Origin of the sequence: Pseudomonas atagonensis (assembly GCF_011369485.1) — a bacterium.
Lineage (GTDB): Bacteria > Pseudomonadota > Gammaproteobacteria > Pseudomonadales > Pseudomonadaceae > Aquipseudomonas > Aquipseudomonas atagonensis.
On the sequence record NZ_VXCA01000030.1, the window covers coordinates 172,618 to 179,508 of the forward strand.

4 protein-coding genes are annotated in these 6,891 nt (G+C 61.1%); all 4 read left to right on the plus strand.

What is annotated here, in order from left to right; translation table 11 throughout:
• The first annotated feature begins 72 nt into the window (after positions 1 to 72).
• The 4 genes from mdtD to yccS all read left to right on the plus strand — a co-directional run bounded on the left by mdtD (position 73) and on the right by yccS (position 6,862).
• Positions 73 to 1,500, plus strand: coding sequence for a multidrug transporter subunit MdtD (mdtD, locus tag F2P67_RS21785; protein ID WP_166223526.1), 1,428 nt, complete (start codon positions 73 to 75; stop codon positions 1,498 to 1,500).
• 256 nt (positions 1,501 to 1,756) lie between these two features.
• The gene (dbpA, locus tag F2P67_RS21790) at positions 1,757 to 3,142 is read left to right on the plus strand and encodes an ATP-dependent RNA helicase DbpA (RefSeq protein WP_166223529.1); all 1,386 of its coding nucleotides are present in this window, start codon (positions 1,757 to 1,759) and stop codon (positions 3,140 to 3,142) included.
• A gap of 134 nt (positions 3,143 to 3,276) precedes the next feature.
• Complete coding sequence (locus F2P67_RS21795; protein ID WP_166223532.1) at positions 3,277 to 4,455, plus strand: BaiN/RdsA family NAD(P)/FAD-dependent oxidoreductase; 1,179 nt, start codon at positions 3,277 to 3,279, stop codon at positions 4,453 to 4,455.
• Between the two features lie 223 nt (positions 4,456 to 4,678).
• Positions 4,679 to 6,862, plus strand: a complete 2,184-nt coding sequence (gene yccS, locus F2P67_RS21800) for a YccS family putative transporter (RefSeq protein WP_166223535.1) — start codon at positions 4,679 to 4,681, stop codon at positions 6,860 to 6,862.
• Positions 6,863 to 6,891: the final 29 nt, after the last annotated feature.

The following is a 6,891-nucleotide window of genomic DNA, read 5'->3' on the forward strand; positions in this document are numbered from 1 at the left end:
AGGGATAAATTCCCTCGCCACAGGGTTTCATGTTTGAACAAGAATCCGGATTAACCACCCACCAGAGGTTCCATGCCCACTCGCCCGCCTCTCGACGCCATCACCGCCCGCTGGTTGCCGTGGGTCGTCGCCATTGCGTTCTTCATGCAGTCCCTCGACGGGACGATTCTCAACACCGCCCTGCCGGCCATGGCCCGCGATCTGGCCGAAGACCCGTTGCGCATGCAGGGTGTGGTCATCTCCTACATGCTCACCGTGGCCCTGTTGATCCCCGCTTCCGGCTGGATCGCCGACCGCTTCGGCACCAAGAAAATCTTCTTCGGCGCGATCCTGCTGTTCAGTTTCGGTTCATTGCTGTGCGCCCTGTCGAACAGCCTGACCATGCTGGTCGGCGCGCGGGTGATGCAGGGTCTGGGCGGTGCGCTGATGTTGCCGGTCGGGCGCTTGGTGGTTTTACGTGCCTATCCAAGATCGGAACTGGTGCGGATCATGGGCTTCATCACCATCCCCGGCCTGCTCGGCCCGTTGATCGGCCCGACCATGGGCGGCTGGATGGTGCAATACCTGACGTGGCACTGGATCTTCCTGATCAACCTGCCGGTCGGCGTCATCGGTTGCTACGCGGTGTGGAAATTCATCCCCGACCTGCGCGGCACTGAACGCACGCGCTTCGATAGTTTGGGCTTCCTGTTGTTCGGCGCGGCGATGATCCTCATCACCATCGCCATGGAAGGCCTCGGCGAACTTCACTTGCCGCACTTGCGGGTGATGTTGCTGTTGTTCGGCGGCTTTGCCTGTCTGGCGGCGTACTGGTTGCGCGCAGGGCATATTGAAAATCCACTGTTCGCACCGTCGCTGTTCAAGACCCGCACCTTCGCCGTCGGCATTCTCGGCAACCTGTTCGCCCGTCTGGGCAGCGGTGCCCTGCCGTTTCTGGTGCCGTTGCTGCTGCAAGTGGCGCTGGGTTATTCACCGTCGCAAGCGGGGATGAGCATGCTGCCGCTGGCCGCTGCGGCGATGGTTGCCAAGTGGGTGGCGCGGCCGTTGATCGAACGCCTCGGTTATCGCATCGTCCTGACCGGCAACACGCTGGCGCTGGGGATCATGCTGGCGAGCATGGGCCTGGTCAGCGAGCAGACGCCGTACTGGTTGCTGCTGTGCCTGCTGGCGATTCTGGGGGCGATCAACTCTTTGCAATTCACCGCGATGAACACCGTGACCCTGATCGATCTGGATGACGCCAGCGCCAGCAGCGGCAACAGCTTGTTGTCGGTGGTCGCACAGTTGTCGTTGAGCCTCGGGGTGGCCTGTGCCGGCGCGTTGCTCGGAGGCTTCACGGCGGAGGTCGGCAACGACGGCGTGGAAACCGTGTTGGGTGCGTTCCAGTTGACCTTCGTAACGGTGGGAATCATGGCGATGCTGGCGGCGACCATCTTCTCGCAACTGTCGAAAGAAGACGGTCGCCGCGCGAAACGACCGGAAGAGCACATCGAACACTGATTTGTGGTGAGGCTTTTTGTGACGAGGGGATTTATCCCCGTTGGGTTGCGCAGCAGCCCCAAAAAGGTTGGATGCGATCAGCCTGATGTGCCGAGGTGGCTGGTATAGGGGCCGCTACGCGCCCCAACGGGGATAAATCCCCTCGCCACAGATAATTCCCTCACCTTGGGTTTTAGTCGCTGTTCGTCCAGAACTTTCGAGGAAAGTGGCACGGGGCTGCTACACTGCGCGACATTTTGTTTTGCAGGCCAGTCCCGTGACCACCATCGCCACCGCTTTTAATACTCTGCCGCTGTCCGCCGCCATGCTGGCTAACCTCGAATCCCTCGGTTACGCCCAGATGACGCCGATCCAGGCGCAGAGCTTGCCGGTGATCCTCAAGGGGATGGACCTGATCGCCCAGGCCAAGACCGGCAGCGGCAAGACCGCTGCATTCGGCATCGGCTTGCTCAACCCGATCAACCCGCGCTATTTCGGTTGCCAGGCGCTGGTGATCTGCCCTACCCGTGAGTTGGCCGACCAGGTCGCCAAGGAAGTCCGTCGTCTGGCCCGTGCAGAAGACAACATCAAAGTCCTGACCCTGTGCGGCGGCGTGTCGTTCGGCCCGCAGATCGCTTCGCTGGAGCACGGCGCGCACATCATCGTCGGCACCCCGGGGCGCATCCAGCAGCACCTGCGCAAGGGTTCGCTGGTCCTTGACGGCCTGAACACGCTGATCCTCGACGAAGCTGACCGCATGCTCGACATGGGCTTCTACGACGCCATCGAAGACATCATCGTCAAGACGCCAGAGCGTCGCCAGACCCTGCTGTTTTCCGCCACTTACCCGGTGGGCATCAAGCAACTGGCCTCGAAATTCATGCGTGATCCGCAAACGGTGAAAGCCGAAGCGTTCCACGATGACACGCAAATCGAGCAGCGTTTCTACGAGATCTCCCCGGAAGATCGCATGAGCGTCGTGACCAAAGTCCTGCACCACTTCCGCCCGGCGTCCTGCGTGGCGTTCTGCTTCACTAAGCAGCAAGTGCAGGAAACCGTCGATCACCTGACTGCCAAAGGCATTTCCGCCGTCGGCCTGCACGGCGATCTGGAGCAGCGTGACCGCGATCAGGTGCTGGCCATGTTCGCCAACCGCAGTACCTCGGTACTGGTCGCCACCGACGTGGCCGCCCGTGGTCTGGACATCGATGCACTGGACATGGTGATCAACGTCGAACTGGCCCGCGACTCGGAAATCCACATTCACCGCGTGGGCCGCACCGGTCGCGCTGGCGAAAAAGGCATTGCGATCAGCCTGGTTGCTCCGGGCGAAGCGCACCGTGCGCAGGCTATCGAGCAACTGCAAAAAGCGCCGCTGAACTGGGATCAGGTCGACAACCTCAAGTCTCAGGGCCTTGCCCCGCTGCAACCGCCGATGACTACCCTGTGCATCGGTGCTGGCCGTAAAGACAAAGTACGTCCAGGTGACATTCTGGGTGCATTGACCGGCGATGCCGGCATCCCGGGTGCTCAGGTCGGCAAGATCGCGATCTTCGATTTCCAGGCTTATGTAGCCGTAGATCGCACCGTGGCCATGCAGGCTTTGCAGCGTTTGAACGACGGCAAGATCAAGGGCCGTTCGCTGCGTGTACGTATCCTCTGACCCGATCGTTCCCACGCTCTGCGTGGGAACGCATTCTGTGACGCTCCGCGTCACGATTCAACAGCGGACGCAGAGCGTCCATGGCGGCATTCCCACGCAGAGCGTGGGAACGATCATTGTGTGAGGACACCGTTTTGCGCTCTACCGAAGTCGTGATCATTGGCGCTGGCGCCGCAGGGTTGATGTGTGCACTGACCGCCGCCGGGCGTGGGCGTCAGGTATTGCTGCTCGACCACGCGAACAAGGCCGGCAAGAAAATCCTGATGTCGGGCGGTGGCCGCTGCAACTTCACCAACATGTACACCGAACCGAGCAATTTTCTCTCGCAGAACCCCCATTTCTGCAAATCCGCACTGGCGCGCTACACCCAGTGGGATTTCATCGGCATGGTCGGCAAGCACGCGGTGCCGTACCACGAGAAAAAACTCGGCCAGCTGTTCTGCGATAACAAGTCCAGCGACATCCTCGAAATGCTCCTGACCGAATGCGATCAGGTCGGCGTCGGGTTGCATCTGGACACCTCGATTCAGACCATCGAGAAAGTCGAAAACGGTTACCTGCTCGACACCACCCTCGGCCAGGTCCAGTGCCATTCGCTGGTAATCGCCACCGGCGGGCTGTCGATCCCGACGCTGGGGGCCACCGGTTTCGGTTACCAAGTGGCCAAACAGTTCGGCCATGAATTGCTGCCGACCCGCGCCGGTCTGGTGCCGTTCACCATCACCGACCAGCTCAAGGAGCTGTGCACCGAGCTGTCCGGGACTTCGGTGGACTGTCTGGTCAGCTGCAACGATCAGAGCTTTCGCGAGAACATCCTGTTCACTCACCGTGGCCTCAGTGGTCCGGCGATTTTGCAGATTTCCTCGTTCTGGGAATCCGGCGACACGGTCGAGATCAACCTGCTGCCGGATCACGACGCGGCGAACTGGCTGCAACAGCAAGTGGCCGAGCGCCCGAACAGCGAACTGAAAACCCTGCTCGGTGAAATCTTCACCAAGAAGATGGCCAATTTGCTGGCGGACAACTGGTTCGTCTCCAAGCCGATGAAGCAGTACACCCATGCGGAATTGGCGGAAATCGCCGACAAGCTCGGCAGCTGGAAAGTCGTCCCGGCCGGCACTGAAGGTTATCGCACCGCCGAAGTAACACTCGGTGGCGTCGACACCCGCGAAGTGTCGTCCAAGACCATGGAATCGCTGAAAAGCCCGGGTTTGTACTTCGTCGGCGAAGTGCTCGACGTCACCGGGCATCTGGGCGGCTTCAACTTCCAGTGGGCCTGGGCCTCGGGCTACGCTGCTGCGCAATACGTCTGATACAGCGCAAATCATATCTGTGGGAGCGGGCTTGCTCGCGAATGCGGTGGATCAACTGACATCAATGTTGAATGACACACCGCATTCGGGAGCAAGCCCCCTCCCACAGATATGCGTGATGCAGTAAGGAACACTTTTTGCTGTCAGATGTGATCGGCGCCATTGCGTCGGCGTCATTACTGGCTCAATTTAGCGGCATCGCCTCGGAAGGCCTTCGCACTTCATGTCCTCGACCTCGTTTCGTCAGTCTTTGCGGCGCCTGTGGGCGCTGGATAAATTCAGCTACAGCGTGCGGGTGTTCATCGCCCTGACCGGCAGCATGGCGCTGTGTTGGTATCAGGATGAAATGGGCCTGCTGATCCCTTTGTTTCTCGGGATCATCGCCAGCGCCCTGGCCGAGACCGACGACAGTTGGCAGGGCCGCCTCAACGCGCTAGCCGTGACGCTGGTGTGTTTCAGCATCGCCGCGCTGTCGGTGGAATTGCTCTTCCCCTACCCCATCGTGTTCGCGATTGCCCTCGCGTTGGCCAGCTTCGGCCTGACCATGCTCGGTGCGCTCGGCGAGCGTTATGGCGCGATTGCTTCGGCGACGCTGATTCTGTCCGTTTACACGATGATCGGCGTCGATCAGCGCGGCGGCGCGGTCACCGATTTCTGGCACGAACCGATGCTGCTGGTCGCCGGCGCCGCGTGGTACGGCTTGCTCTCGGTGTTGTGGCAGGCAATGTTTTCCAATCAGCCGGTGCAACAAAGTCTGGCGCGCCTGTTCCGCGAACTGGGTTTTTACCTGAAGCTGAAATCCTCGCTGTTCGAGCCGATCCGCCAGATGGACGTCGAAGCCCGGCGTCTGGAACTGGCCCAGCAAAATGGCCGCGTGGTCGCCGCGCTGAACAGTGCCAAGGAAATCATTCTGCACCGGGTCGGCAACGGTCGCCCCGGGTCGAAAGTCAGCCGCTACCTCAAGCTGTACTTCCTCGCCCAGGACATCCACGAACGCGCCAGCTCCTCGCACTATCCGTATAACGCGCTGGCGGAAGCGTTCTTCCACAGCGACGTGCTGTTCCGCTGCCAGCGCCTGCTGCGTCAGCAAGGCAAAGCCTGCCGGGCATTGGCCGAATCGATCCAGATGCGCCAGCCGTTCATCTATGACGCCAGTTTCGCCGAAGCCCTCAGCGACCTCGATGCCTCCCTCGAACACTTGCGCATCCAGAGCAACCCGGCCTGGCGCGGACTGCTGCGTTCCCTGCGCGCACTGGCCGCCAACCTCGGCACCCTCGACCGCTTGCTCAGCGACGCGAGCAACCCTGACGCCCTCGCCGACGCGACCGACAGCAGCCTGCTCGACCGTTCGCCACGCAATCTCAAGGACGTGTGGATTCGCCTGCGCACGCAACTGACGCCGACTTCGCTGCTGTTCCGCCACGCCCTGCGTTTGCCGCTGGCATTGAGCATCGGCTACGGCATGGTGCATCTGATTCACCCGTCGCAAGGCTACTGGATCATCCTCACCACCCTGTTCGTCTGCCAGCCGAACTACGGCGCCACGCGGCGTAAACTCGGTCAGCGGATTTTCGGCACCGCCATCGGCCTGACCGTAGCGTGGGCGCTGTTCGATCTATTCCCGAGCCCGTTGGTGCAGTCGTGCTTCGCCATCGCCGCCGGGGTGGTGTTCTTTACCAACCGCACCACACGCTACACGTTGGCGACTGCAGCGATCACCATCATGGTGCTGTTCTGCTTCAATCAGGTTGGCGACGGCTACGGGCTATTCCTGCCGCGACTGTTCGATACCCTGCTCGGCAGCCTGATTGCCGGCCTGACGGTGTTCCTGTTCCTGCCGGACTGGCAGGGTCGACGCCTGAACAAAGTGCTGGCCAACACCCTGACCTGCAACAGCATCTACCTGCGCCAGATCATGCAGCAATACGCCGCCGGCAAGAGCGACGACCTCGCCTATCGCCTGGCCCGGCGCAACGCGCACAACGCCGATGCAGCGCTGTCGACGACGTTGGCGAACATGCTCATGGAGCCGGGACATTTCCGTAAGGAAGCGGATGTCGGTTTCCGCTTTCTGGTGTTGTCCCACACATTACTGAGTTATCTGTCAGGGCTGGGTGCGCACCGCGAGACCCAGTTACCGACCGATGTTCGCGAGCATTTGATCGATGGCGCCGGGGTGAAGCTGGCGACAAGCATCGATGAAATCGCCCAGGGACTGGCGAGCAAACAGTCGATTGCGATTCAGAGTGACGAGGAAGAAGCACTGGCCAATGAGCTGGAGCAGATGCCGGACGAGATCGATGAGGGACAGCGACTGGTGCAGACGCAATTGGCACTGATCTGCCGGCAGTTGGGGCCATTGCGCACGCTGGCGGCGCATTTGATCAAGGACACTGCCGAGGTTTGAGGTGGCCGAACCGGCCTCTTCGCGAGCAA